Annotated in this window: 21 protein-coding genes; 8 read left to right on the top strand and 13 right to left on the bottom strand. The window is 44.2% G+C overall.

Annotation, left to right across the window (positions count from 1 at the left end; translation table 11 throughout):
- Positions 1-103: 103 nt before the first annotated feature.
- Complete coding sequence (locus NEE14_RS10590; RefSeq protein ID WP_251967881.1) at positions 104-1,267, top strand: purple acid phosphatase family protein; 1,164 nt, start codon at positions 104-106, stop codon at positions 1,265-1,267.
- A 58-nt stretch (positions 1,268-1,325) separates the two neighbouring features.
- Here the strand turns inward: NEE14_RS10590 and NEE14_RS10585 are convergent, their stop codons facing one another.
- From NEE14_RS10585 to NEE14_RS10550, 8 genes are all read right to left on the bottom strand, one after another.
- A complete protein-coding gene (locus NEE14_RS10585) occupies positions 1,326-2,555 on the bottom strand; it encodes an FtsX-like permease family protein (protein ID WP_251967882.1) in 1,230 nt (409 codons plus the stop codon).
- A 9-nt stretch (positions 2,556-2,564) separates the two neighbouring features.
- Positions 2,565-2,900 carry a 30S ribosome-binding factor RbfA gene (gene rbfA, locus NEE14_RS10580; protein ID WP_251967883.1) on the bottom strand — a complete coding sequence of 112 codons (336 nt, stop codon included), beginning with the start codon at positions 2,898-2,900 and terminating at the stop codon, positions 2,565-2,567.
- A gap of 79 nt (positions 2,901-2,979) precedes the next feature.
- On the bottom strand, positions 2,980-3,618 hold the full coding sequence (locus NEE14_RS10575) for an O-methyltransferase (RefSeq protein WP_251967884.1): 639 nt from the start codon (positions 3,616-3,618) through the stop codon (positions 2,980-2,982).
- Between the two features lie 17 nt (positions 3,619-3,635).
- Positions 3,636-5,093 carry a pyruvate kinase gene (pyk, locus tag NEE14_RS10570; RefSeq protein WP_251967885.1) on the bottom strand — a complete coding sequence of 486 codons (1,458 nt, stop codon included), beginning with the start codon at positions 5,091-5,093 and terminating at the stop codon, positions 3,636-3,638.
- Between the two features lie 33 nt (positions 5,094-5,126).
- On the bottom strand, positions 5,127-5,549 hold the full coding sequence (aroQ, locus tag NEE14_RS10565) for a type II 3-dehydroquinate dehydratase (protein WP_251967886.1): 423 nt from the start codon (positions 5,547-5,549) through the stop codon (positions 5,127-5,129).
- A 200-nt stretch (positions 5,550-5,749) separates the two neighbouring features.
- Positions 5,750-6,619 carry an endonuclease/exonuclease/phosphatase family protein gene (locus tag NEE14_RS10560; protein WP_251967887.1) on the bottom strand — a complete coding sequence of 290 codons (870 nt, stop codon included), beginning with the start codon at positions 6,617-6,619 and terminating at the stop codon, positions 5,750-5,752.
- Between the two features lie 14 nt (positions 6,620-6,633).
- Complete coding sequence (locus tag NEE14_RS10555; protein WP_251967888.1) at positions 6,634-8,400, bottom strand: RagB/SusD family nutrient uptake outer membrane protein; 1,767 nt, start codon at positions 8,398-8,400, stop codon at positions 6,634-6,636.
- Between the two features lie 14 nt (positions 8,401-8,414).
- Positions 8,415-11,666, bottom strand: coding sequence for a SusC/RagA family TonB-linked outer membrane protein (locus NEE14_RS10550; protein ID WP_251967889.1), 3,252 nt, complete (start codon positions 11,664-11,666; stop codon positions 8,415-8,417).
- 177 nt (positions 11,667-11,843) lie between these two features.
- Here NEE14_RS10550 and xerD point away from each other — a divergent pair, with 177 nt between their 5' ends.
- Positions 11,844-12,749, top strand: a complete 906-nt coding sequence (xerD, locus tag NEE14_RS10545; protein WP_251967934.1) for a site-specific tyrosine recombinase XerD — start codon at positions 11,844-11,846, stop codon at positions 12,747-12,749.
- 546 nt (positions 12,750-13,295) lie between these two features.
- Here the strand turns inward: xerD and NEE14_RS10540 are convergent.
- A complete protein-coding gene (locus NEE14_RS10540; protein ID WP_251967890.1) occupies positions 13,296-14,153 on the bottom strand; it encodes an MBL fold metallo-hydrolase in 858 nt (285 codons plus the stop codon).
- A gap of 155 nt (positions 14,154-14,308) precedes the next feature.
- Between NEE14_RS10540 and efp the strand changes: the two genes are divergently transcribed.
- Complete coding sequence (gene efp / locus NEE14_RS10535; RefSeq protein ID WP_251967891.1) at positions 14,309-14,872, top strand: elongation factor P; 564 nt, start codon at positions 14,309-14,311, stop codon at positions 14,870-14,872.
- A gap of 92 nt (positions 14,873-14,964) precedes the next feature.
- On the top strand, positions 14,965-15,657 hold the full coding sequence (radC, locus tag NEE14_RS10530; protein ID WP_251967892.1) for a RadC family protein: 693 nt from the start codon (positions 14,965-14,967) through the stop codon (positions 15,655-15,657).
- Here radC and NEE14_RS10525 read toward each other — a convergent pair.
- From NEE14_RS10525 to NEE14_RS10510, 4 genes are all read right to left on the bottom strand, one after another.
- Positions 15,651-16,595 (bottom strand): DMT family transporter, encoded by a 945-nt coding sequence (locus NEE14_RS10525; protein ID WP_251967893.1) that lies wholly within the window; start codon positions 16,593-16,595, stop codon positions 15,651-15,653. The two genes, radC and NEE14_RS10525, sit on opposite strands and share 7 nt — an antisense overlap.
- A 21-nt stretch (positions 16,596-16,616) precedes the next feature.
- Positions 16,617-17,384: a UDP-2,3-diacylglucosamine diphosphatase gene (locus tag NEE14_RS10520; protein ID WP_251967894.1), complete on the bottom strand. Its 768-nt coding sequence runs from the start codon at positions 17,382-17,384 to the stop codon at positions 16,617-16,619.
- On the bottom strand, positions 17,384-17,701 hold the full coding sequence (locus tag NEE14_RS10515; protein ID WP_251967895.1) for a metal-sulfur cluster assembly factor: 318 nt from the start codon (positions 17,699-17,701) through the stop codon (positions 17,384-17,386). The genes NEE14_RS10520 and NEE14_RS10515 overlap by 1 nt, the downstream gene beginning before the upstream one ends.
- A 398-nt stretch (positions 17,702-18,099) precedes the next feature.
- On the bottom strand, positions 18,100-19,383 hold the full coding sequence (locus NEE14_RS10510) for a UDP-N-acetylmuramoyl-tripeptide--D-alanyl-D-alanine ligase (RefSeq protein WP_251967896.1): 1,284 nt from the start codon (positions 19,381-19,383) through the stop codon (positions 18,100-18,102).
- A gap of 85 nt (positions 19,384-19,468) precedes the next feature.
- Here NEE14_RS10510 and folP point away from each other — a divergent pair, with 85 nt between their 5' ends.
- From folP to NEE14_RS10490, 4 genes are all read left to right on the top strand, one after another.
- A complete protein-coding gene (gene folP, locus NEE14_RS10505; RefSeq protein WP_251967897.1) occupies positions 19,469-20,305 on the top strand; it encodes a dihydropteroate synthase in 837 nt (278 codons plus the stop codon).
- Between the two features lie 19 nt (positions 20,306-20,324).
- A complete protein-coding gene (gene cdaA, locus NEE14_RS10500; protein WP_251967898.1) occupies positions 20,325-21,110 on the top strand; it encodes a diadenylate cyclase CdaA in 786 nt (261 codons plus the stop codon).
- A 125-nt stretch (positions 21,111-21,235) separates the two neighbouring features.
- Positions 21,236-22,249, top strand: a complete 1,014-nt coding sequence (gene pta / locus NEE14_RS10495) for a phosphate acetyltransferase (RefSeq protein ID WP_251967899.1) — start codon at positions 21,236-21,238, stop codon at positions 22,247-22,249.
- A gap of 30 nt (positions 22,250-22,279) precedes the next feature.
- A complete protein-coding gene (locus tag NEE14_RS10490) occupies positions 22,280-23,482 on the top strand; it encodes an acetate kinase (RefSeq protein WP_251967900.1) in 1,203 nt (400 codons plus the stop codon).
- Positions 23,483-23,496 lie beyond the last annotated feature (14 nt).

Below are 23,496 nucleotides of genomic sequence, written 5' to 3'. Positions count from 1 at the left end.
GAGAATGAAAATTAAAACTAACGGGAATCATTTCCGAAATTGACGAGAATAGTAGAGGGTGTATTTTTTGATATGCACCCTCTTCTTATTAAATACTGATAGCATGAAAACAAGATTAAACTGGATTGGAATATTAATGCTGCTGGTAGCATTACCGGCGTGGAGTGATATTAAAATCTTACACGGGCCTTATTTGCAGAATTTAGGAGAGCGGGAAGCAACAATTGTATGGATTTCAGATAAGCCGTCGGTCGGTTGGTTGGAGATGGCTCCCGATGATGCCAGCCATTTTTATGCGAAAGAGCGAAAGAAAATCTTCGATACAAAGATCGGTATCAAGGAAACTTCTACGGTACATGCCGTGAAGGTATCGGGATTACAACCGGGTACACGGTATCGTTATCGTGTATGTGTGCAGGAAGTTTTGTCTCATGACGGGCATGAAGTGGTTTATGGAAGTATGGCTTCGACGGATGTGTACGGAAAAGAACCCTTGTCGTTTGTTACGAATGATGTGAATAAAAATAGTGTTTCTTTTGCGATGGTCAATGACATTCACGGAAGAAATGAAGTCTTGGAGCAGATGGTCAAACAATGTGACTTGAAGAAGACAGATTTATTCTTGTTTAATGGCGATATGGTGTCGATAGCCAATGATCAGGAACAGCTGTTTGGCGGATTTATGGATAAGTCGGTAGAACTGTTTGCCGGCTCTATTCCGATGTATTATTGCCGTGGCAATCATGAGACACGAGGTCCGATGGCTCCGGATTTCCAACAGTACTTTAATCCGAAAGAAAAAGAATTGTTTTATATGTTTCGGCAAGGCCCGGTTTGCTTTGTCGTTTTAGATTGTGGGGAAGACAAACCTGATTCGGATGTAGAGTATTATGGAATAACAGCTTATGACGAATATCGTACTCAACAGGCGGAATGGCTGAAAACTGCATTAAAATCTGACTTATACACACAGGCTCCCTTTAAAGTGATTGTTTGTCATATGCCTCCTTTTGGTGGCTGGCATGGTGAATTGGATATTGCTGAAAAGTTCATTCCCTTGTTGAATGAAGCCAATCCGGATGTTTATTTATGCGGACATTTGCATCAGACGATTCGGAAGGATGCCGGGGAAGAAGGCATTCGTTTTCCGATTATAGTCAACTCCAATAATTCATTGCTGAAAGCAGATGCGGATCATACACAGATGAATATTCGGATTTATGATTTATCGGGTAAGGAAGTTGATAGCTTGTTGATCCGAAAATAAGATCCTTACAATGAGATGAGGCACAGAATATTCTTTAGGTCGGGAATAAAAGGGTGCCTTATCTTCTCTGTATCCATTTTCTGCCCAAGTATCGGACCGGATACCAGGCAGCCAGAAAACCAATAATCAATACGGTAATGAAGATCATACAGATGTCTCCCGGTAATACATGCACTGGATAGGCATCGATAATGAAGGCTCCTGAGGTGTCTCCTAACTGAATGAATCCGTATTCCTGTTGCAGCAGACAGAGAATCAGACCGGCTAAAATCCCGAAGAGGGCGCCGAAGCCGGAAATCATCCAGCCTTCGAATAGGAAAATCTGTTGGATTTGTGATTCACTGGCTCCTATATTGCGGAGTGTTTGTACATCATCTTTCTTTTCGATCATCAGCATGGATAATGATCCTACAATATTGAAGATGGCAATGGCTAAGATAAAGCATAGGATCAGGAATGTAATCCATTTCTCTACCTGCATCATCTTGAAGGAGGCTTCTTGCTGTTCGAAGCGGTTTTGCACTATATACTGGTCGCCAATGCATGCTTTTATCTGTTTCTCTACGTCTTCAGGAGAAACACCCTCTTTCAGTTTGAGCTCCAAGGCCGATACTTCATTCTCGTAATGCAGTAATGAACGGGCCTGCTCAAGCGGTATCAGCATGTAATAATCATCATATTGCTGCTGATTGATTCGGAAGACCGCTGAAATGAAAGAGTATCCGATGTTGAACGAAGAGGCCGGATTCACCATGTTCACTTTCTGGTCGCGTTTGGGAACGTATATTTCAAGAGGAGAGATGAAGCCTGCATTAATACCCAGATGAGAGGCCAGACCAATTCCGAGAACGGCATAATTCGCCACTTCATCCGATAATTTGAATTCTCCGTCAATCAGTACGGAATCAATATTGACCAGTTGCGAGAAATTGTTGTCAACACCTTTGATTACTCCGACTTCCTGCCGTTCCTTGTATTTAATGAGTGCGTTGTCTTGCAATACTTCACTGGCAATGGCTATTTCCGGCATATTCCGGATTTGTCGGATGGTGTCATTGTCCGGATTGAATACCTTTCCATAGCGGGCTGTTATCTTCAGTTCCGGGTCGAAGTGACTGAACAGGGAAGAAACTAAGTCGTTAAAGCCATTATAAACCGACAGGGCACACACGAGCGCGATGGTGGCGATAACGACACCACATACCGAGATCAATGATATGACATTGATTGCGTTATGAGATTTCTTGGAGAAAAGATATCGCCGGGCTATGTAAAAAGGAAAATTCAACGCCGTAAATTATTTCTTCAACAATTGATCGATATGCTCAATATAGTCCAAAGAGTCGTCGATAAAGAACGTCAGTTCCGGTATAATGCGTAACTGTGTCCGAACCCGTTGCCCTAGATCATAGCGGATCGCTTTGGTATTGGCACGAATGGCATCCATCAGTTCTTTCCCTTTTTCAGACGGGAAGATGCTGAGGTAGGCTTTTGCTACGCTTAAATCCGGACTGATTCGGACAGCACTTACTGATATCAGGACACCGGGCATGCCTTTTGCTTGCTTGAGGAAAATGTCTCCCAGCTCTTTTTGCAGCAGTCTTTCAATTTTGCTTATTCTCGTACTTTCCATATTGTCTGTATTTATCAGAATTTGATTTGTCGGGAGAAAGATAGTCAATTCCCGAAAATATTGATCGTTTGGTAATGAATTATTTTTTCCAGATCATCGTTAGTCCGTCCCGTAAAGGAAGGATTACTTTTTCTACCCGATCATCTGCCTTGATTTTATCGTTGAAGGCAAGAATACCGAGTGTTTGTTTGTCGGCTGCCGGAACATGTTCTTCTGTGACTTTCCCGTCCCAAAGCGTATTGTCAGCAAGGATCAAACCTCCCGGTCGTACCATCGGAAAGACCAAATCATAGTATTTAGAATACAACCGTTTGTTGGCATCGATAAAGACCAGGTCGAAGGTCTCGTTCAACTGCGGGATGATGTCCATGGCATCGCCGTAGTGCACCTTAATTTTATCTTTATGCGGTGACTGGGAAACATATTTCTGGATAAAGTCTTCCATTTCATCATTAATCTCAATGGTGTGAATGAGAGAACCTTCTTCCATACCTTCCGCCATACATAGAGTAGCGTATGCCGTGTAGGTTCCAATCTCTAGAGCCCGTTTCGGCCGTAGCATCCGACAGAACATTTTCAGGATTCTTCCTTGTAAATGGCCTGACAGCATACGAGGACGAAGGAGGTTTACATTGGCATCACGGTTCAGTGCTGCCAGTAAATCTCCTTCATCATCAGAGTGCGACAGGATATAATCGTTGATATCGACTTTTTCCATGTCTCTGTCTTTATCCTTTATTCTTGGAATGTAGGCAATGTATAGCTGCTGCTTGCATCCAGAACCCTGCCAACATTATTGATTTCGAGGAAGGTTGTTCCACCACCTTCTCCAAAGCTTCCGCTCAGGTAGGCAACCATATTGTCGCGGGTGATACGTCCGCTCTTGATCAGCTGATACAGGGCATCGTAGAAATAACCCCGACGGCTGTCGTTCCACGGCTGATGAACGGCCCAAACACCATACGAAAGAGACAGCATGCGCATTACTCTTTCACGGTAACAGATGGCAAATACGGTAGCCGGACCGCGGAATGCTGCCAGATAGCGAGCTGTACGTCCGGTATGGCTGTCGGTGATAATTGCCTTAACATTCAGCTTTGAGGATGATTTAACAGCCTGTTTAGCCAAGAAAGAAGTGACATCCAAGTCATTCCCTTCAATAGGCACGCGAATGTCGTTGGCTGCCAATTTGGTTTTCTCAGCTTCGCGGGCAACTTTCGTCATAGTCTGAACGGCTTCTACCGGATATTTACCGTAGGCTGTTTCTCCACTCAGCATCAGTGCGTCTGTCCGATAATAAATGGCATTGGCGATATCCGTTACTTCAGCACGGGTCGGACGCGGATTATTGATCATAGAATGCAGCATCTGGGTGGCAACTATTACCGGCTTCTTGACTTCTACACATTTACGGATCAGAATGCGCTGAATACCCGGGATTTTCTCGGCTGCTACTTCGATGCCCAAATCTCCACGGGCAATCATGATACCATAGGCAGCTTCCAGGATTTCATCAATATTATCTACTCCTTCCTGGTTTTCTATCTTGGCAATGATCTTGATCGGACTATTGTATTCGTCCAGAATATGCTGGATGTCCAATACGTCTTGTTTGCTCCGGACAAAAGAGTGGGCGATGAAGTCTAAGTCGTTCTGGATAGCCCATAAGATATTTTTTCTGTCTTTGTCAGTCAGTGAAGGCAGATTGATACGAACACCCGGTACATTGACACTTTTGCGGTTTCCCATAGTGGCTTCGTTTTGCGCTTCGCAAAGCAGATAATCTTCATGCTTTTCGATAACCTTTAATTCCAGGTCGCCGTCATCGATCAGGATCGTACTGCCGACAGACAGGTCATGCACAAAACGGGGATAAGAAACATAGATATGTTCATGCGTAGTCACTCCATTGGGATCTCCGGAGATCTTTACCAGATCACCAGTTACAAAAGGTATGGAAACATTATTTTCAGTAGGAGTCGTTCTTACTTCCGGACCTTTTGTATCCATCAGAATTCCGATCCGGTTAGAAACGGCACGAACATTATTAACAACACGCGATAAACCTTCTTCATCCATGTGTGCTGTATTCAGGCGGACAACATTCATGCCGGCCTTATACAGGGCGTCGATAAATTCGACATCACACCGCTGGTCTGAAACAGTAGCAACAATCTTTGTATGCTTTAACATATAATTAATGAGTTTGAATTATTTACATTCGGGTTATTTACCGATAAACGACTCTAATGCCAATCGGTAGGATTCCAAGCCAAATCCTATCACGACACCTTTACAGGCAGCTGAAATCATAGATACGTGGCGGAATGGCTCGCGGGCATGTACATTGGAAATATGGACTTCTATTACGGGTGTCGTTACTGCCTTAATTGCATCGTGCAGGGCGATCGATGTATGGGTATAAGCGCCTGCATTTAAAATGATCCCGTCATAAGTGAAGCCTACTTCATGAATCTTGTTAATCAATTCCCCTTCGATATTGCTTTGATAATAGGATATTTCGCATTGAGGGTATTTTTCTCGTAGCTGTTCTAAATAATCTTCGAAAGTGTTATTACCATATATGGTCGGTTCTCTCTTTCCCAGCAAATTTAAATTCGGGCCATTGATGATTAAGATTTTCTTCATACGCATTGAATTTTGCTGTAATGTTTAGTATAAGGAAACATTACGGCACAAAGATAGTGATTTTTCTTGGATTTATTGTTAAGTTTTGGCTAAACAGTTTGATCATGCGTTGAAGAATACATGAGCCTTCCAGGGCTTGGATGTTGCTTATCCATTCCTGAAAGGCTCTATCATAAGACAGGTTTTTGTCTGGTATTTGTTTAGAATGCGGCCTGAATCATTACTGGGAAATGATCAGACGGGAAATGTCCGTATTGCATGTCGTTCAGTACGGCATATTTCTTGACGGATATTTGTTTTGTAACCCAGATATAGTCGATCCGGTTTTGCATCGGGGCATCCAGTTGAAAACTGCTGAATGTGCCTTCTGTACCATATCGGGGCGTTTCTGAACGGGTATATGAATCCAGTAATAATCCGTCGGCAGCCAATGTAACGATCGGTTCGTCGGTCGGAACGGCATTGAAGTCGCCGGTAGCAAAGACAATAGCCTTTTCTCCGGCTATCTCGCGGATTTTCTTTAGCAGCAGGAGGGAAGATTCCCGGCGTGCTACTTTCCCTTGATGATCGTAATGAGAATTAAAGAAGAAAAAGACCTGACCACTTACTTTATCCTTGAATTTCCCCCAAGAACAGATACGATTGCAGCAAACAGCATCCCATCCTTTTCCGGGAACGTTTGGTGTTTCAGAAAACCAGAAGTTTCCTTTATCCAATACCTCAAAACGATCTTTCTTGTAAAAGATGGCAGAGTGTTCACCGGCTTCTTTTCCGTCATCTCGTCCGGCTCCGATATAGGCATAATTTCCTAATTCCAGGATATTATCTAATTGATGCTTGAATCCTTCCTGTGTTCCGAAAATGTCGAAGTCGTGAAAACGGATTAAACCTTTGACCATTTCTTTACGGTTAGGCCATGCGTTATCTCCATCTTTCGGTGTATCCATTCGCAAGTTGAAAGTAGCGACATTGAGGGTGCACGATGATTTCTCTGCTTGTTGCGCAGCGGCTGCCGGCAAGGTAGTCAGCCATGCCAGCGCAGCGCATAAATATAAAACGATTCTTTTCATATCTTTTACTTGATTTATTCCCAACCTGGGTTTTGTTTCAGATTTCCATTTAAGTTAATAGCCGATTTTGGTATCGGATAATAATATTGGCGTCCGTCTTCATACCAAACTCGTGAAGGGTCGTTGTCGTACCATGTCAGATTACCAGAATTGCTACCTGTGAGGCCTTGACGTGTTACGTCTCCTCCATCAACTGCAATCGGCGTACAAGATGATGGCAGTCCGGTTGGTGTTTCTCCTTTATAGAAGATCACATCAGTTGTCCCGTCATGATCCAGGTCCATTTGTACATTCAACTTCGGAACATAAATTCCGGTCCATCGCATCGTCATCAGATCTCCACGTTTCCAGCGCAGTAAATCCGTAAAGCGGAAGCCTTCCAAGGCTAACTCAATAGAGCGTTCACGTCGAACTTCCAGAATGGTTGGATCAGATATTTCCGGGAAATAGGTTTCCTGGATGTATTTGTCGACTTTCGTCGGTTTTGCATTTAGTCCACCTGTGATTCCGGCACGTGCCCGTAATACACCAATCGTATTGGCCCAGTCGGCATCAGTCAGTGTTCCCATTTCAGCTTTTGCCTCGGCATAATTTAATAATACTTCAGCATAGCGGAACAGCGGAATGGCGTTGGTGTTCAGTGCTCCGGCATCGTAGTATGAATCATCCAACGTATATTTGATTGGCTGGTAACCGGTGTAAGAATATCCGTTGAAATTCGGTGCAGCCGGTTTTCCGTCACGCATATAACCCGGCGTACGGATCGTTTGAGCCAGACGTTTATCACGGTTCTGACATTCATCGTAGAACTCGATTTGTTCGTGATTGGGCTTATCGGTAAATGGTGTACCATCTGTCATCAGAAACAGATTGATAAAGGAGCGGATCATGCTGAAACGTGAACCGTATGTACCGGAAGTCCACCACCAGTTGGCTGAACCCAAGACTCCTAATCCTTCGTCGGCAACACTTGCCAGCATGACTTCGGAAGTAACCGGAGAATTACTGATAAACAAAGTACGGAATGAGGCGTCTTCACCAGCTCCAGTATAAATAGAATATCCACTTTCATTCATGACGGTTTCGGCTGCATTCGCTGCTTCCTGTAGCCATTTGTCTGCTGTATCGGTCAATCCTAATTCAGTATGGTATTTACGGAAAGTTCCTTCAAACAGACAGATTCTGGATTTGAGTGCATAGGCAACCCATTTGGTAACAAGTGAACCTGTTTCATCGCTGGTCCGTGTAATATGTTCGCAGGCAAAATCCAGGTCTTCCAAGACATGATCCATGACAACGGTACGTGAATCACGTGGCGCGTAAAGTAATTCGTCGTCGACGGTCAAAGTCCGGTCAATCCAGGGCACATCTCCGAAACGAACGACTTTCTCATAATAGAAGTAAGCTCGGAAGAAACGGGCTAAGCCGATGTAATTGTTACGGACGGATTCTTCTACTGCTTCATTTGTACAGTTCTCAATGAAATAATTGATGTTGCGAAGATCTGTCCAGTCCCAGCCTGTACTGACTTCCGGAGAATAGGCTCCGGCACGGATAAAGTCGTCATAATTGGTTACAGCTCCATAGTCACACATGGCATCCTGGTTATAACCGTTGGTTACAGATGGCAGCATGTCGTAGAAAGAATAGGAATATGTTTCCAGACCTTTCTCATTGCTGAATACCGTTTCTTTATCAACTGACGCCTGTGGAACTTCATCCATGGAACAAGCAGAAAGGAACAAACAGGCGGAAACAAAAGGTACTATAATATTTTTCATTTTTGTCTATTCAATTAAAAAGTTACAGAAACACCTAAACTAATACTTTGCATCTGCGGATAGCTTTGTCCATCACCGCTGCCTCCGTCGGTCAGATCCGGATCGGAACCGTAAATATTCGTTACGTCCAGATCTCGTGTATGCTTATACAGTGGTGACCAGCACCAGAGGTTTTCTGCGGAAATGTAGATACGCGCGTTCTGCATCTTGGCTTTTGCTACAATTTCCTGCGGCAATGTATAACCGAACTGCAGATTCTTCAGTCGGATGTAAGCTACATTCTGTAAGTAGCGAGTCTGCGTCGTTTCTTTCAGAGAAGAGTTATAACCTGCATAACGGGGCAGATAAGCATCCGGATTATCTTCTGTCCAATAGTTTCCTAAGTGCCATGTCGGCAGGTTGTTGTACGGACGGTTGTATTGTCCCCAGAAGATACATTCGCTACTCGGATACCAGTCTTGTTTTCCGACACCTTGGAAGAAGGCTGAGACGAAGAAGCTGTTCCAGTCGCCGCTCAGGTTCAAGCTGTAGGAGAAGCGAGGCAGACTATTACCGATAATGGTTTTATCACCATGGTCGGTCAGAGTATTGTTTCCATAATCAATGACACCATCACCATTCAAGTCTTTGATCTTGACGTCGCCCGGATAAGTGACGTGCTGTGAAGATGACTGAATCAGGGTCTGGTCGGCATGATTGTCGATTTCTTCCTGGCTTTGGAACAAACCTTCGGTTACATATCCCCAGATTTCACCTACGCGTTGTCCGGCATAGTAATCTGAAAGTTTTCCGTCTTTATTATTGTAACGGTCGATGGTTGAGATATAGTCGGATAAAGTACCACGGATTTCGTAGTTGAAAGGCTTGCTGGCCAACTGGAACTGGTCGCGCCAGGTCAGGGTTATTTCCCAACCGCGAGTAGTCATATCGGCATAGTTTCCTTTAGGAGAGCTGGCACCGAATACATCCGGTAGTGTTTCTCCCACGGTGTACATGTCGGTTGTCTTACGGATATAATAGTCTCCCGAGAAACGGAGGCGTCCGTTCAGTGAACCGAAATCTGCTCCCACATCCGTTGTCGTGGCTGTTTCCCAAGTCAGTCCGTCGGGCATAACAGCCGGAGCACTGGTATATTTGTTTTTCAACCCGTTCAATACGCGTCCGGAAGTGTTGATGCTGAGGAGTTCAAGATAGCTGTACGGATCTACGTTACCATTTCCCAATGAACCATAGGAAGCACGGATCTTGACATCCGAAAGGATTTCCGGTTTTACATTCCAGAATTCTTCTTCCGACAAACGCCAACCACCGGAGATTGACGGGAAGAAAGCCCATTGCTGGTTTGTCGGGAATTTGGAAGACCCGTCGTAACGGCCGTTCACTTCTACCAGATAACGGTCTTTGTATCCATAGTTCAAACGGAAGAAGCCACCGGCAATACGCCATCTGTTGTATTCACCTGATGTCGTGATAGCATCACCCAAGGCCATGTTGATGTTTTCGGAATCCTCGAGCAACAATCCGTTTCGTAAAACCTTCAGTCCGTCATAAGTCGATTGTTCGTAGTTATAACCGATCATGCCTTTGAAGTAGTGAGCTTCGTTGAATGTATTTTCATAATCGGCGTAGATGTTGGTCGCAATGTAATTGGTGCGTGTCTTGTATTCCTGTATATCGTTGTATTGTGTACTCAGTTCACGGATTTCACCGTCGTATGTACTATAAGGAACCGGCACACGGCGTTGCGTCTGTCCGTAATCGGTGTTGCGGAAGGTAAAGTCGCCGCGGACATGCAGTTTGTTCTCAAGGAATGAGGCTGTAAAACCTGTCGTATTTCTCAGTACCCGGTTGTTGGTGTCCAATCCGTTTTTACCATAGATGAAATCTCCGATTGTATAGGCTGCCGAGAAGGTAAGCGAACCATCCGGATTAAAGATCGGAGAACTCGGGTGTCCTTCATCGGCAATGTTACGCCAGATTGATCCGCCTTCGCCCACATTGATCGGGTTGTGATAGTCCATGTTCGAGAATTCCATATTGTTCTCGATCTTCAACCAGTCGAATACCTGTATAGAACCTTTGGCTCTCAGGTTCATTGTTTTATATTCGTCGGTATTATGTTTGAACAGACCATCGTAACCGTAGAAACGTCCGGAAACATAGTAGTTCAGTTTTCCGTTGTTTCCGCTGACTGACAGGTTATGATCCTGTGCAAATGTATGTTTTTTGTACAGCGCATCATAGTAATCTTCGTTACCATAATAAATATATTTACCGGTCGGATCGATTTCCCATTCCTGGGTGATGCCTTGTTCTTTCCGCTGGCGGAAGTTCTCCAGCCATGACAATGAGAACTCCTGTGTCTTGTTGATGTTCTTCGGGTCAGCAGAATAGTTGTTCCAGGCATGATATGCTTCATAGAAATGGCTGGCATACTCATAACCGTCTGTTACAAAATCAGGGACGGTTGTAGGCTGCTGCATCGAGAAGTTGCCTGAATAAGTGATCGAAGTCTTGTCTTTGTTCGGCTCTTTGGTCGTGATCAAAACGACACCAAAGGTACCGCGTGCTCCGTAAATGGCTGCAGAAGCAGCATCCTTCAAAACGGATACACTGGCAATATCATTGGGATTCAGGGTTGAGGGATCGCCTTCTACGCCATCAATTAAAACCAAAGCATCGCCACCTTGTCCGATAGAAGTAGTACCACGCACATTGTAACTGGCCGTACGTGTCGGCTTACCATCGGTAATCTGAATATTTAAGTTAGGGATAGAACCTTGCAAGGCTTGTGTTACGTTTGGTACCGAACGATTGTCGAATACTTCACTTGTGACCTGTTCTACAGCGCCTGTCAAATTTACTTTTTTCTGTGTACCATAACCTACAACAACCAGTTCGTCTAACGACTGTGAATCTTCTTTTAAGACAATACGAAGTGTCTGAGCTCCGTTTACGGCTATTTCCTGGTCTGAATACCCGATATAAGAGACAACGAGTGTTGAATGCTTGCTGATCTGGATAGAGAAATTACCGTCAAAGTCAGTGACAGCACCGTTTGTCGTTCCTTTTTCAATGATGTTGGCCCCAATGACTGGAACACCGGCTTCATCAATGACTGTACCTGTCAACATGTAAACATCGCTTTGCTGGGCAATGCTGGGGATCATGTTGGGAACAGATGCGAACAAGGAAGGAATTCCCTGTAAAGTACTTGCAACACAAAGCAGTCCGGTTAATCGAACCATTTTACTTGAAAGCTCCATTTTTGATAATTTAGTTTAAAAATCTTTTTCGTTTGACGTTGCAAAGGAAAGTTAATCATGTGAAGACATTATTGCTAATTTATTACATTTGTTTGTCATTTTGCGCTTGGCGCTTATATAAAGAAAGCCGGAATCGGCTAAAACAGATTGTGTGATACAGTAAAACAGAGACGGAAAATGCCGGCCCAGGAAGATATATATAATCGGTATAAGACGTATTTGCGATTGGAAAAGGCTCTTTCTGCGAATACCATTGAAGCTTATCTGACAGACTTGGACAAGCTGGTCCGTTTTGTGGAATCGGAAGACAAAGACATTCGAAAGATTACTTACGATGACTTGCAGCAGTTCGTGGCACAATTGCATGATATCGGCATTCAGGCTCGTTCGCAGGCCCGGATTATCTCAGGCATCAAGTCGTTCTATAAATTTCTCTTGCTGGATGGTTATATCGAATCAGACCCCACCGAACTGTTGGAAATACCGAAGATCGGCATGAAACTGCCTGATGTCCTTTCAGTGCAGGAGATTGACCGGATATTAGATACCATCGACTTGTCTACTCCCGAAGGTCAGCGGAACCGGGCCATGCTGGAAGTGCTTTACAGTTGCGGACTGCGTGTTTCTGAACTGGTAGGCTTGCGTATCTCTGACGTTTATCCGGAAGAAGGTTTTATCCGCGTAGAAGGAAAGGGCTCCAAACAACGCTTGGTCCCGATCTCGCAAACGGCTTTGCGGGAAATTAAGAATTATCTGTATTATCGCGGTATGATGGTTGTTAAAAAGGGAGCGGAAGATATTCTGTTCCTGAACCGCCGGGGCGCGCCGCTTACCCGCGTGATGGTTTTTTATGTCATCAAGCAACATGCTGAGTTGGCCGGAATACATAAGACGGTCAGTCCGCATACTTTTCGCCATTCTTTTGCCACCCATCTCTTGGAAGGCGGAGCCAATCTGCGTGCCATCCAGGAAATGTTAGGGCATGAAAGTATAACTACGACTGAAATCTATACGCACATCGACCGGGAGTCGCTGCGGAAAGAAATCTTAGAACATCATCCCCGTAACCGGGAAAGGAATTAAGTATCCGATTCTCTGCCAATCTGTCGGGTAGAAACCCCTTTATTTTTCGCGTATTCGGACCGCTGTCCGGGCATACTGACTTTTATTGCCTGTATAGCGAGTTGAGGTTTTTCAGTTTGATAGCTGAGGCTGGTGAAATGGAGTTATTTGTCGGGGAATAAAGTACAAGCCGGGCAAGAAAAACAGGGGCATGTCAGCCGTTGGTGAAATTATGGAGCAAAAAGATAGTTGGGTAAAGTAGCTTTTTCCGATCAATAAAAGGAGGGAAAATAGCTCTCTCAGTCTCTTTTCTCAAAAAAGTAAGGCCTTTTTTGAATTTCCCGGCGTGTTTTGAGTAAAATATGCCGGCTTTTCATCCATTTCCTACGAGGTTTTCCTTTAAAATTCGTGGGTTTTGAGTCCAGATTCAGGCAGGAAAAAGGATAAAATCAGGACTTTTGGGCCTTGTTTTGATCTGCATTTTCAAAAAACAAACCAAAACAAGGTAAAAAATGGATGAATTTCCTCTTTTTCTCGCGTGCAGAAAAAGAGTATTTTGTCAAAATGTCAGTCGGTTGAGGCTTGGATAACGGCTTTCTGGATGCTTTCCCGGATCGGAAGATACAGTCCGCTTTCCGTCTTTTTGATACGGGTTGAAGCTGTATAGGCGTCGTGGCAGAAAACGATCCGTTGTTGTTCCCGGACGGCTTGTTCCAGCAACCTGCATTTTCCCTCGTATGAAGTCAATGGCATGATATCGTAGGCCGAAATCCATTCCGGCGAGATGCTGGCAAAAAGCGGAATGACATCACCTGCAAAAACAACTGTCTCGCTGGCTGTCCGGATATAAGGAACGATCTGCCCTGCCGTATGTCCATCGAAGAGCCGTAAGGTGACATCCGGCGTAAGAATAAGATCTTCAGAAAGCAACTGCAATTGTCTGGATTCTTCTACCGCTTGCATATCTTCTTTGAAATAAGATTCTTTTTCCAGCGCATTGGGGTGCAGCAGATTATGCCATTGGCGCAGGCTGACCCAATGCTTGGCATTCGGAAATGTCATTCGCACCTTTCCATTTTCCTCTTGGGTACAGAAACCACAGTGGTCGAAATGCAGGTGTGTCAATATAACGTCTGTAATGTCATCCGGTCGCAAGTTCCGTGCGGAAAGCTCGTCTTCCAGGTTATGCAGGCCGAAGAACCGGTAATAACTCAGCGAGCGTAAATGTTTGAATCCGGCACCCGTATCAATCAGGATCCGGCGTTGGTTGGCAGTCGTGATCAGCAGGCTGCGCATGGCTAAAATACAGCCGTTGTTTTCGTCGGACGGATATTTCCTGTGCCAGGCTGTTTTGGGTATAGCCCCGAACATGGCACCGCCGTCGGCATAGAAATAGCCTGTGTCTATCATGTCAATTGTAGCCATAAGACGTATATTTTAGGTGAAAATATGCAATTAACGCCCGAAAGTTATGAAAAATAAGGCAGAAAGCAATTCGGATTTTTGCAGATTTAGCGGAAAGTCGTAATTTTGCATCATCTATTCATGTAGCAAATAATTATAACATAAAGAAAACAAATATGATTAACTCACAAGACATTAAGAAAGGTACTTGTATCCGTCTCGACGGTAAACTTTATTTTTGTATAGATTTCTTGCATGTAAAGCCGGGTAAAGGTAATACAATCATGCGTACAACACTGAAAGATGTAGTGAAAGGTGGTGTTATCGAACGCCGCTTCAACATCGGTGAAAAACTGGAAGATGTACGTGTAGAACGTCGCCCTTATCAATATACATATCGGGAAGGTGAACACTATCATTTCATGAACCAGGAAACTTTCGAAGATGTAATCATCGACAAGGAGCTGATCAACGGTGTTGATTTCATGAAAGAAGGAGAAATTGTTGATGTCGTATCAGACGCTTCTACTGAAACAGTGCTGTATGCTGATATGCCTGTTAAGGTTCAGTTGGCTGTTACTTACACCGAACCGGGTATCAAAGGTGATACAGCTACTAACACATTGAAACCGGCTACTGTTGAAACAGGTGCAGAAGTACGTGTTCCGTTGTTCATCAACGAAGGCGAGATCATCGAAATCAATACACAAGACGGATCATACGTAGGTCGTGTCCGTTAATTTGTAAAGGATATCAGGAAACGCCGGAGTGTAGTTGCTGGAGCAATTGCCCAACGGCGTTTCTTTTTTCATGAAACATAATCTACCTGGCTATGAAAAATCTGACCATTAAAGAGTGGGCGGAAGACGACCGTCCGCGGGAGAAAGTCCTTCTCCGGGGAATAACTTCCTTAAGCAATGCCGAGTTGTTGGCTATTCTGATTGGTTCCGGTTCGAAAGATGAATCGGCTATCCAGCTTTCCCAGCGTATTTTGAATACCGTCAATAATAATTTATATATGTTAGGCAAACTGTCGTTGAACGATTTGACTTCAGGTTTCCGGGGCATTGGTGTGGCCAAAGGTGTAACGATCCTGGCGGCTCTGGAATTAGGACGCCGGCGCCGGGAAGCCGAACCGGTTGTCCGTCCGCAAATCAGTTGCAGCCGTGACGTTTATAATCTGTTCTTTCCATTGTTGGCTGATTTATCTCACGAAGAGTTCTGGGTAGCTTATCTGAACCGTTCCAATCGGGTGATCGACAAGGTGAAATTAAGTCAGGGCGGTGTTTCGGAAACAGTGGCCGATATCAAACTGCTTTTGAAAGGAGCCTTGAATGTACTGGCTTCCGGAATTATACTCTGCCATAACCATCCTTCAGGAGCTTTGCGCCCCAGTTCGGCCGACGAACAGCTGACCCGCCGTATCCAACAGGCTGCCAAGCTGCTGGATATGCAGGTACTGGATCATGTGATCATCGCTGATACCCGTTATTTCAGCTTTGCCGATGAAGGGCGACTTCATTGACGCGGAGCCTTGTTCCTGCGTAAAGGCAGTTTGGGAAACAACTTTCGGAAACGGATCAGATGCTGGGAAATGTTATTTCCGGCAATGATCAGTGTGACGGCTATCAGAATCAGTGCGATACCGCAACCTAATTGGACGGTCAGTGTTTCACCGAACAGCAAGATTCCGAAGAATAAGGCCGTCAGCGGTTCCAAGGCACCAAGGATAGCTGTTGGCGTGGAACCGATGTATTGGATGGCCTGTGTCGTACAGAGAAAGGAAAGGGCTGTCGGCAAAGCTGCTAAGGCAATCAGATTTCCCCACAGATACCATTTGTCGGGAACAATCACCGACTGGCCGAAATCAACGCGGAAGACAAAGAGAGAGACACCGAAGAGCAATACGTAGAAAGTCAGTTTTACCGTCGGTATTTCTTTCAGGGTAGAACGGTTGACGCCTACAATATAAATGGCATAAGAGAGAGCCGAAACCATAACCAGCAGGATACCTTGCAGACTGATGGGCTGTCCGTTGTCTCCCTGATATAGCAGGGCAATGCCTGACAAGGCCAGGAAGATGCAGAAGATAGTAAGCGGCTTGAGGGCTTCCTTGAATACGCAGCTCATAATCAATGCGACCATGATCGGATAGACGAAGAGCAGGGTAGAAGCAATGCCGGCTTCCATATAGTTATAGCTGAGGAACAGCGCTAAAGAAGAAAGAGATAGCAGCAGGCCCATGATGATTAAAGGCAGTATTTCCTTTCTCTGAAGTCTGAAACTTCTTCTTCTGGATTTGATCATCACGGCCATGATCGGAATGGCGAATAGGTAGCGGAAGAAAAGAACCGAATCCGGATTCATTCCATCTTTATAAAGCGGCAGGGCAAATAACGGGTTCATTCCATAAGTAGCTGCCGCTATGGCGCCTAAAATATATCCTTTGGCTTTAACATTCATAGAATTTGGAAATTAGTGATGTTATTCGGCTTCGAACTGGTCCATATAAAGGTACTCACCGTCCCAGACGATGTAGGAGAAATGCTGCATCCAGTCTCCGGCAATCAACAGGCGACTGGTTCGTGAAAGCATCAGGTCGAGCATGATGTGCCGATGACCGAAGATAAAGAAATTGATATCCGGATGCGTTTGCAGATACTGTTTGGCAAATACAACCAGGTATTCCGAGCTTTCACCTTGGTAGGAAACTTCTTCTTCCTTCTTCAAACCTTTCTTCCGACTGCTGAGAGACCAGCCTAAAGCAAAGCCGAAAGTCCAGCGAGGATGAATCGCGCTATATAGGATTTGGCAGAAACGGTTGCGGAAAATCTGACGGATGATACGGAAAGCCCGGCTGCGGTAATCAACCTCGTCGCCATGAGCTAAGAAGAATCGTTTTCCTAGCAGGTCGATCGTCAATGGTTCGCGGTGAATGATAGCTCCAATCTCTTGCGGCAGATAGTCGAACATCCAGATGTCGTGGTTGCCGATAAAGATATGGATCTCGATACCGCTGTCAGACAATTCGGCCAGTTTTCCCAAGAAGCGGGTAAATCCTTTTGGAACGACATATTTATATTCATACCAATAGTCGAACATATCGCCCAAAAACCATACAGCTAATGCATCCTGTTTGATACTGTCGAGCCAGCGAACCAGTTTCTTTTCGACAGCTCTCGGGTCGGCATGAAAACGGGCGCCCAGATGTGCGTCTGAGGCAAAGTATATTTTTGTACGGGATGTTTCCATTACATGAAACCCAATTCAAGTTTGGCTTCTTCCGACATCATGTCTTTGTTCCACTCCGGTTCAAATACTAGGTTGACATCTACATTCTTGACGTCATCGATGGAAGCAATTTTCATACGGATATCTTCAATCAGAAAATCAGCAGCCGGACAGTTGGGCGCCGTCAGTGTCATATCAATCCGTACGTTCTTTTGTTCATCCACGTCTACTTTATAGATAAGTCCCAAGTCGTATACGTTTACCGGAATTTCCGGGTCGTATACGGTTTTCAACATAGCCACAATTGCTTCTTCAGTCTGGAGAAATTCGTTCTTCATCGTTTTTATGTTTCTAATTATTCACGCTACAAAGATACAATAAGCGGCGATTGTCTGAAAGAGTTCGGGGTTTTATCCGGTAATAATTTCTGTTTATATTCTTGCTTTTACAAGTTGAAAATGTATCTTTCATATCTCGCTATTGGGACAAAACATTATAAACAACCTTTTATTGAGATGCCTTTAATCAAGAAGACTGAATCGGGATGTGATAACAAAAAGAAGAGGCAGCCTCAAATCCGAAGACTGCCTCTTAGATAATTAACTCATTTAAGTAAGTTAACACTCACAGGTTTGACAAAAGCCAGTTGCCTGTCAAACGAATGAGTGACATTCGTATTAATAATAGTGTTGTAATATAAAGTTTATGTTCTACTTCCCGAAAAAGTAGTTTCTGATTATAAAAGATCTATCAGTGTTTCCAGCGCCATGCTGTGTGAACCCTTCAACAAAATATGAAATCCGTTGAGCGGATGCGCCTGCAGATACTCTTTCAAAGCGGCCGTTGTTGGGAAAGTCTGGAAGCCATTCCCGGTACGGCTGAAATGTTCGCCACATAAAAAAACCTGATCAAATCCGATTTCCCGAAGCTGTTGAACAACTTCCTGGTGCAACTCGTCACTGGTTGGTCCGAGTTCGCGCATGTCGCCGAGGATAACGGCTTTAGGAGTTACATCCATCTGGGCAAAATTCTCTAAAGCGAGTTTCATGCTGCTCGGATTGGCATTATAGGCATCAATGATGAGGTGATTCTTTTCTGTTTCCTTCCACTGCGAGCGGTTGTTGGTGGGCTCATAGGTCGCAATGGCCCGGCTGATACGTTCGGCTGGAATCTTGAAATAACGTCCGACAGCAATGGCTGCCAAGATATTATCCAGGTTGTAAGCGCCGATAAGGTGTGTATCAACAACATGAACTTTTCCTTGCTGCTTCCAGTCGAAAGTCAGGAACGGATTGCAACTGACTACGTGACCTACGGTAAAGTCTCCTTCTTCCTGTCCGTATGAAATTTGCTCCAGTCCTTTAGCGATCTGCTGCAATATTTTATTCTCATGCTGGATGAATATCTTTCCTTTGGTATGCCGTAAATAATCATACAGCTCACCTTTGGTCTGGATGACACCTTCCAGTGAACCGAATCCTTCCAAATGCGCACAGCCGATATTGGTAATGATTCCGTAATTGGGCGCAACGATTTCAACCAGTTCCTTAATGTCTCCCGGATGATTGGCTCCCATTTCGATAACGGCCATTTCGTGATCGTTGTCAAGACGAAGCAATGTCAGTGGAACACCAATCTGGTTGTTCAAGTTTCCTTCTGTATATAATATATTGTATTTAGTAGAAAGGACAGCGGCGATCAGTTCCTTGGTGGTCGTTTTCCCGTTTGTTCCGGTGATACCGATAATTGGAATACCCAACATTTTGCGGTGACGGTGAGCCAGTTGTTGTAAAGTCTTTAATACATCGTCTACCAGAATGGTACGGTCATTAACCTGATATTCCGGATTATCGATGATGGCATAAGCTGCTCCGGCGTCCAAGGCTTTGGCGGCAAATTGATTACCATCGAAATTTTCTCCTTTCAGCGCAAAGAATAAAGAACCGAACGGACAATTCCGACTGTCCGTAGATATTTTACGATGATGTACGAATAATTCGTATAGCTCCGTTGTATTCATAGAATAACCTCATTTAAAGTTGGGGCAAAAGTAAGAATAAAAGAAGAATAATATTGTATCTTTGCCCTCATAAAATAGTTGGATAATGATGAGTAAGACAATAAATATCAAAGGACAGCTTCTTTCGTTGGACGAACCGTTGGTAATGGGTATTCTGAATGTTACACCCGATTCCTTTTATGCTGGAAGTCGGAAGCAGACAGAATGTGCTATTGTTGACCGGATAGAGACGATATTGCACGAAGGTGCTACGATCATTGATGTCGGAGGTTATTCTTCTCGTCCGGATGCGACCGAAGTATCTGAGACAGAAGAAAAGCAACGGTTGGAAACAGCATTGCGCCAGCTTCATGAACATTATCCTGAGGCTATAGTTTCGGTCGATACCTTTCGTTCTTCTGTTGCCCGCTGGTGTGTAGAAGAGTTTGGGGTTGCTATGATTAATGATATTTCCGGAGGTGAACTGGATGAACAGATGTTTGAAACAGTGGCCAGGTTGCGTATACCTTATATAATGATGCATATGCGCGGAACTCCGCAGACAATGCAACAGCAAACTCATTATGATAATGTGACGGCTGATTTACTGAAATACTTTTCTCTAAAGCTGGAACGCTTGTTCCGGTTGGGTTTGAACGATGTTATTCTTGATCCGGGATTCGGATTCAGCAAGACATTGGAACAGAATTATGAACTGATGCGTCATTTGTCTGATTTTAGGATATTCGGTTTGCCTCTGTTGGTCGGTGTCTCCCGAAAAAGTATGATCTATAAATTATTGGGAATAACTCCGGAAGAAAGTTTGAACGGATCGACAGTCTTGCATACGTATGCACTGTTACAGGGAGCAGATATTTTGCGGGTACACGATGTCCGTGCGGCAAGAGAAGCAATTCAGATCGTTCAACAATTGAAAGGATAAAAACGGAAGGAGGTTTTATATGTGGATGCATTTTGGAATAAAAGATCTGATCGATGTTCTGCTGGTAGCCGTCTTTCTGTATCAGACGTATAAAATCATGAAGAGTTCGGGCACATTAGCTATCTTTAGCGGTGTTGTCTCGTTCGTTATTGTGTGGATTCTGGTTTCCCAGATTTTAGAGATGCGTTTGCTGGGAGCTATTTTGGATAAGGTAATCAGTGTAGGTGTTATCGTCCTGATTATTCTGTTCCAAGATGAAATCCGTCGCTTCTTGTTGGCTTTAGGTTCTCATAAAGGGTGGAAGTTCTTGAGTAAACTCTTTGGAAAACATCGGGAAAACGGAGAAAATGAACCCAGCTTTGTGGCACCTGTTGTATTGGCCTGTATGAATATGGCCAAGAAGAAAACGGGAGCTTTAATCTGCATTGAGCAGGATGTTGATTTGACGGTTTATGAGCATACCGGAGAAATGTTCAATGCCGATGTCAATGCCCGTCTGATAGAAAACATATTCTTTAAGAACAGTCCGCTGCACGATGGCGCGATGATTATTGCCAAGAACCGGATTCGTGCGGCTGGTTGTATTCTTCCGGTCGCCCAAACAGCCAATTTGCCGAAAGAAATGGGCTTGCGTCACCGATCTGGTTTGGGTATGTCGTTTGAGACAGACGCGATTGTCATTATCGTTTCCGAAGAACGAGGTAAAATATCCGTAGCTCATAATGGAAACTTGAGTGTAAATATTTCCGGAGAAGAATTGCAACAAATCTTGTGTGGCGAACGACAGGTGACAAATTACTGTTAAAAGATTTGAAAGCGGTCCGATCTTCTTAAAAATATCAATTGATTTTGCTAACTCTATATGGCATTTTGCCTACTTTTGTGAAGTCAAAGAAAGACAATTATTAAATAACTATAAAATCATCTACGATGGACTTAATGCAAGGAATTATTGCGCGTGCTAAAGCAAATAAGCAGCGCATCGTTCTTCCTGAAGGAACTGAAGAAAGAACATTGAAAGCTGCCGACCGTTTATTGGCCGACGAGGTTGCTGATATTATTTTGATTGGCGATCCTTCTGAAATTAATAAATTGGCTGCTGAATTCGGATTGACTCATATTCAAGAGGCAAAGATCGTAGATCCGAAGAACCATGAAAAGAAAGCTGCTTATGCAGATTTATTGTTCCAGTTGCGCCAGAAGAAAGGAATGACTCCGGAAAAGGCTGCAGTCTTGGTTGAAGATCCTTTGTTCCTGGGATGTTTGATGATTAAAGCGGGCGATGCTGACGGTGAAATTGCTGGAGCTCAGAATACAACAGGAAATGTATTACGTCCGGCCTTGCAGATTATCAAGACTGCTCCGGGCATGAGTTGTGTTTCGGGCGCCTTCTTGATGTTTACAAAGACTCCTCAATACGGAGAAAACGGCTTATTCGTATTTGCTGATTGTGCTGTTATGCCGAATCCGAATGCTCAGGAATTAGCCAGTATTGCTGTAGCTACTGCTCAGACGGCTCGTCATATTGCCGATATCGAACCTCGTGTAGCTATGTTGAGTTTCTCAACAAAGGGTAGTGCTTCACACGAAATGGTTGATAAGGTTGTTGAAGCCACTCGTTTAGCGAAGGAAATGGCTCCTGATTTGAAGATCGACGGAGAATTACAGGCTGATGCTGCTCTGGTAGAAAAGGTAGCTGCACAGAAAGCTCCGGGAAGTGATATCGCAGGTAAGGCGAATGTGCTGGTATTCCCGACTTTGGAAGTTGGTAATATTGCTTACAAGCTGGTTCAGCGTCTGGGTGGAGCGGAAGCTATTGGCCCGATTCTGCAAGGAATGGCTGCTCCGGTTAATGACTTGTCTCGTGGTTGTTCAGTAGATGACGTCTATAAGATGGTCGCTATCGCATGTAATCAATCTATTGCTCTGAAGGCTTCAAAGTAATTTATTAACTCCATAAAAACACAAATAGGTATGAAGATATTAGTATTGAATTGCGGTAGTAGCTCTATCAAGTATAAATTGTTTGATATGACTTCGGGCAATGTAATGGCTCAAGGTGGTATCGAAAAGATCGGTTTGCCGGGAGCTTTCCTGAAACTGACAGACAAGAATGGTAAAAAGGTGATCCTGGAAAAGGACATTCCGGAACACCAGGCTGGTATTCAGTTTATCTTGAGTGTATTGACCGATGATACGTATGGCTGTATCAAAGATTATAAGGAAATTGATGCGGTAGGTCATCGTGTGGTACATGGTGGTGAGAAATTCGCTTCCAGCGTTCTGCTGACAAAAGAAGTATTGGATAAGGTCGTTGAATGTTCTGAATTGGCTCCGTTGCATAACCCGGCTAACCTGAAAGGTATTGCAGCCATGGAAGCATTGATTCCGGGTATTCCTCAGGTTGGTGTATTCGATACGGCTTTCCATCAGACAATGCCGGCTAAGGCTTATATGTACGGTTTGCCTTACGAGTTGTATCAGAAATATGGTATCCGTCGTTATGGTTTCCACGGAACAAGTCATCGATATGTTTCCAAACGTGCTTGTGAAATCTTAGGTGTAAAATATGAAGACCAGAAGATTATTACAGCTCACGTAGGTAATGGTGGTTCTATTGCTGCCATTATGAATGGTAAATGTATTGATACTTCTATGGGATTGACTCCTACAGAAGGTTTGTTGATGGGTACTCGTTGTGGTGATGTTGATCCGGGAGCTATTCCTTTCATTATGGAAAAGGAAGGATTGGATGCAGCCGGTTTATCTGATTTGATCAATAAGAAGAGCGGTGTTGCCGGACTGGTTGGTGGTTCTTCGGATATGCGTGATCTGGAAGCTGCTGTAGAGAAAGGCGACGAACGGGCAATCATGACACTGGATGTCTATAATTATCGTATCAAGAAATACATCGGTGCTTATGCAGCAGCCATGAATGGTTGCGATATCTTGGTTTGGACAGGTGGAGTAGGTGAGAACCAGTGGGAAACTCGCCGTGTTGTTTGCCAGGATATGGAATACATGGGCATGAAGATTGATGTAGAAAAGAACAAAGGTATGCGTGGTGAAGAAATGGTTATCAGCACACCGGATAGTAAAGTGACCGTAATGGTGGTTCCGACGGATGAAGAGTATATGATTGCTTCGGATACGTTGGAAATCTTAAGTAACAAATAATTCATCAACCCTCA

Source organism: Parabacteroides sp. AD58 (assembly GCF_023744375.2).
GTDB classification, from domain to species: Bacteria; Bacteroidota; Bacteroidia; order Bacteroidales; family Tannerellaceae; genus Parabacteroides; species Parabacteroides absconsus.
This window is presented reverse-complemented; position numbering and strand designations above follow the sequence as displayed.

Excerpts from the sequence above, each read along its gene's own strand:
- NEE14_RS10590 (WP_251967881.1), top strand. The coding sequence starts at position 104 with ATGAAAACAAGATTAAACTGGATTGGAATATTAATGCTGCTGGTAGCA.
- rbfA (WP_251967883.1), bottom strand. The coding sequence starts at position 2,900 with ATGGAAAGTACGAGAATAAGCAAAATTGAAAGACTGCTGCAAAAAGAG.
- NEE14_RS10575 (WP_251967884.1), bottom strand. The coding sequence starts at position 3,618 with ATGGAAAAAGTCGATATCAACGATTATATCCTGTCGCACTCTGATGAT.
- pyk (WP_251967885.1), bottom strand. The coding sequence starts at position 5,093 with ATGTTAAAGCATACAAAGATTGTTGCTACTGTTTCAGACCAGCGGTGT.
- aroQ (WP_251967886.1), bottom strand. The coding sequence starts at position 5,549 with ATGAAGAAAATCTTAATCATCAATGGCCCGAATTTAAATTTGCTGGGA.
- NEE14_RS10560 (WP_251967887.1), bottom strand. The coding sequence starts at position 6,619 with ATGAAAAGAATCGTTTTATATTTATGCGCTGCGCTGGCATGGCTGACT.
- NEE14_RS10555 (WP_251967888.1), bottom strand. The coding sequence starts at position 8,400 with ATGAAAAATATTATAGTACCTTTTGTTTCCGCCTGTTTGTTCCTTTCT.
- NEE14_RS10550 (WP_251967889.1), bottom strand. The coding sequence starts at position 11,666 with ATGGAGCTTTCAAGTAAAATGGTTCGATTAACCGGACTGCTTTGTGTT.
- xerD (WP_251967934.1), top strand. The coding sequence starts at position 11,844 with ATGCCGGCCCAGGAAGATATATATAATCGGTATAAGACGTATTTGCGA.
- NEE14_RS10540 (WP_251967890.1), bottom strand. The coding sequence starts at position 14,153 with ATGGCTACAATTGACATGATAGACACAGGCTATTTCTATGCCGACGGC.
- efp (WP_251967891.1), top strand. The coding sequence starts at position 14,309 with ATGATTAACTCACAAGACATTAAGAAAGGTACTTGTATCCGTCTCGAC.
- radC (WP_251967892.1), top strand. The coding sequence starts at position 14,965 with ATGAAAAATCTGACCATTAAAGAGTGGGCGGAAGACGACCGTCCGCGG.
- NEE14_RS10525 (WP_251967893.1), bottom strand. The coding sequence starts at position 16,595 with ATGAATGTTAAAGCCAAAGGATATATTTTAGGCGCCATAGCGGCAGCT.
- NEE14_RS10520 (WP_251967894.1), bottom strand. The coding sequence starts at position 17,384 with ATGGAAACATCCCGTACAAAAATATACTTTGCCTCAGACGCACATCTG.
- NEE14_RS10515 (WP_251967895.1), bottom strand. The coding sequence starts at position 17,701 with ATGAAGAACGAATTTCTCCAGACTGAAGAAGCAATTGTGGCTATGTTG.
- NEE14_RS10510 (WP_251967896.1), bottom strand. The coding sequence starts at position 19,383 with ATGAATACAACGGAGCTATACGAATTATTCGTACATCATCGTAAAATA.
- folP (WP_251967897.1), top strand. The coding sequence starts at position 19,469 with ATGATGAGTAAGACAATAAATATCAAAGGACAGCTTCTTTCGTTGGAC.
- cdaA (WP_251967898.1), top strand. The coding sequence starts at position 20,325 with ATGTGGATGCATTTTGGAATAAAAGATCTGATCGATGTTCTGCTGGTA.
- pta (WP_251967899.1), top strand. The coding sequence starts at position 21,236 with ATGGACTTAATGCAAGGAATTATTGCGCGTGCTAAAGCAAATAAGCAG.
- NEE14_RS10490 (WP_251967900.1), top strand. The coding sequence starts at position 22,280 with ATGAAGATATTAGTATTGAATTGCGGTAGTAGCTCTATCAAGTATAAA.